The organism is Candidatus Omnitrophota bacterium (assembly GCA_030688425.1).
Lineage (GTDB): Bacteria > Omnitrophota > Gorgyraeia > Zapsychrales > JANLHA01 > JAUYIB01.
Genome location: JAUYIB010000001.1, coordinates 1 through 2622, shown reverse-complemented (window position 1 = coordinate 2622; position 2622 = coordinate 1). Strand labels below are relative to the sequence as shown.

2 protein-coding genes are annotated in these 2622 nt (G+C 57.6%); both read right to left on the bottom strand.

Going from position 1 to position 2622, the window contains the following annotated elements; genetic code table 11:
* Positions 1–118 precede the first annotated feature (118 nt).
* Positions 119–895 carry an IS21-like element helper ATPase IstB gene (gene istB / locus Q8Q08_00010; GenBank protein ID MDP2652402.1) on the bottom strand — a complete coding sequence of 259 codons (777 nt, stop codon included), beginning with the start codon at positions 893–895 and terminating at the stop codon, positions 119–121.
* Positions 896–916: 21 nt separating this feature from the next.
* The gene (gene istA, locus Q8Q08_00005; protein ID MDP2652401.1) at positions 917–2464 is read right to left on the bottom strand and encodes an IS21 family transposase; all 1548 of its coding nucleotides are present in this window, start codon (positions 2462–2464) and stop codon (positions 917–919) included.
* Positions 2465–2622: the final 158 nt, after the last annotated feature.

The following is a 2622-nucleotide window of genomic DNA, read 5'->3' as shown; positions in this document are numbered from 1 at the left end:
TGCGGATTCCGGTGAAATCGGCCACATGTCCGCTCCAAATCGGCCGCTTGTCCGGGCAAATCGGCCACCCAGAAATGGGCTTGGGGAGTGGCGCTGGGTAGAGACAGTCTAACGCAGTTTAGCGGTCATTTGCAACATCCTCCTTTCCTTCGATTCTCCCGTTCTCTGCCGGTATCCTTGTACGCATGGAATCGCCTCTAAGCTCTATCCGGTAGGCGTTGTGCAGCAGCCGGTCACAGATAGCGTCGGCCAGGGTAGGGTCGCCGAGGTTGGGATGCCAGTCGCCGATGGGGCACTGGCTGGCGATGACGGTAGCGCCTAGCTGGTAGCGGTCCTCGACTATCTCCAGCAGGTCTCGCTGTTCCCAGTCTGCCGGCGTGGTGATCAAGAAGTCGTCGATTATTAATAGTTGCACCCGGCTCAGTCTGGCCAGAGCCTTGAGGTGAGAGCCGTCTGCCCGGGACTGCTGCAGGGTTTCAAAGAGCCGGGGCGCCCGCATATAGAGTACGCTGTGGCCGGAGCGGGCGGCGGCATTCCCCAGGGCACAAGCAATAAAGGATTTGCCTATTCCAGTAGGACCCGCGATCAAAATATTACGGTGAGCGCTCACCCACTGGGGGTTGGCCAGTTCCAGAATCACCTGCCGGCTCAAGCCGCGAGAGACGCCGTAATCGATGTCCTCCAGGGCGGCTTCCTGGCGGAGCCTGGCCTTTTTGAGTAATCGCCGCAGGCGCAGGTTATCGCGGTGGGTCTTCTCATCCTGCACCAGCAGCCCGACGAATTCAGCATGGGAGAGAGACGCCTGTTTGGTGTCGGCCAGGCGCTTCTCAAAACTCTCCGCCATACCAAATAGTTTGAGCGAGTGAAGGATGGATATAGTCTGCTGATTGAGCATTGTTTCTTCTCCTTATCTTTATCATTGATAGTATTCTTTTCCCCGGATATTTTGGTGTAACGGCAGGCTCATCTGGCCGGCTTCCTGGCGATCCGGCTGTTTGTCCAGACCGGAGGCGAGGATAGCTTTCAGCGAGCGGTAGGAGCAGGCATTGTATTTGAGCGCCCTTGCCGCGGCAGCCTCTACTCTCTCCGGCTCGTAGTGCCGCCCCAGGTTGATGATCCCCATGCAGGCCTTATAGGCTTGCTCCGGATAGGTGCGTCCCGCCAGTACCTTTTCTACCAGCTGGGCGGTAGCCGTCCCGGTTTTACCGGCCCACTTGATAAAGCGGGAGGGATTCCACTCGGCATAAGCCCGGTGCTCCGGAGGCATATGTTCCCTGAGGGTGGTATATTGTCCCTTAACGTAGGACCGGGCATGGGCAGCTACCCGCTCTCCCTTGCGGAAAGCTTCGATAGTGGCTGCCGTCAGGCGTATGTCCAGCTTCTCATGAAGCAACTGAAAGGGGACACTGTAAGAGTGTTCGTCTACATCGATGTGGTAGTTGAAACCTACCTTAGCCTTTAACCATTCGGCATATTCATAAGGCCTAACAGGTAAAGGCAGGGCGCTGGGGCGGTCCAGCGATTCGAATACCTCCCGTCGGGACTTCTTCAGACGCCGCATGGGACGGGTGTTGAGGCGCTCCAGGCACTCCCGGATGGCAGCATTGAGCTCGGCCAGGCTGTAAAAGGTGCGCTTGCGCAGCACCGCCAGTATCCAACGCTGGGCAAGTAAAACGCCGGCCTCAGCCTTCGCCTTATCCCTTGGCTTCCGTGGTCTCGCGGGCACTACCGCGCAGCCGTAATGCTCAGCCATATCGGCATAGGTGGGATTCAGTTCCGGCTCGTACTTGCAGGCTTTACTGACGCCGCTCTTCAGATTGTCCGGTACCAGGACGCGGGGAGCGCATTGAAAATACTCTAACGATCTCCGGTGAGAGCCGATCCATTCGGGCAGGGTCTGGGATAGTGTCGCCTCGGCATAGGTGTAGTTAGAAGCGCCCCAGACCGCCACAAAGAGCTGAGTGAGCATTATCTCTCCGGTAGCCAGGTCGATGATGGACAGTCCGTCGGAATAATCGATGAAGACCTTTTCTCCGTACCGGTGCTCCTGGCGCATGTAGTAATCGAGCTTGCCTTTCCAGCGCCGATACCGGTCGCAGAACTGGGAATACTGGTAGCCGTCGGGGTGCTCTTCTTTATACTCCAGCCATACCTGGATCAAAGCCAGATTGAATTTGCGGTACTTGCGCAGCTCGTTGTAGATGTGCTCGTAGTCCGGCTCAGAGCGCTTGACCGAACTGGGCACAGGCGGTGCCGGAAAGAGCTTCTCATCGATCATGGTATCGGTCAGCGCCGACGCTTCCGGCCAGCTTATCCCGGCGGCCCTGGCCCTCATGAGATAGTCTGCTACCGTGCTCCGGGAAACCTGGCAGCTTCGAGCTATCTCTCTAGCGCTTAAGCCACAGTCATACTTAAGCCGCAGGACTTCTTTGATTTTCCGCATGGGTAACCTCCTGTTTGCCATTAATCACCTCCTTGGGTGATTTTATGGCATTGAGTTACCCAGCGCCTCCCTTACCTTATCCCCGGGGTGGCCGCTTTGCTCCGGAAGGGTGGCCGGTTTCGTCCGGAAGGGTGGCCGCTTTGCTCCGGAACGCCGGCCGATTTGCTCCGGAACATGCA

Coding starts and splice junctions, on each gene's coding strand:
- istA (MDP2652401.1), bottom strand. CDS start 2,464: ATGGCAAACAGGAGGTTACCCATGCGGAAAATCAAAGAAGTCCTGCGG.
- istB (MDP2652402.1), bottom strand. CDS start 895: ATGCTCAATCAGCAGACTATATCCATCCTTCACTCGCTCAAACTATTT.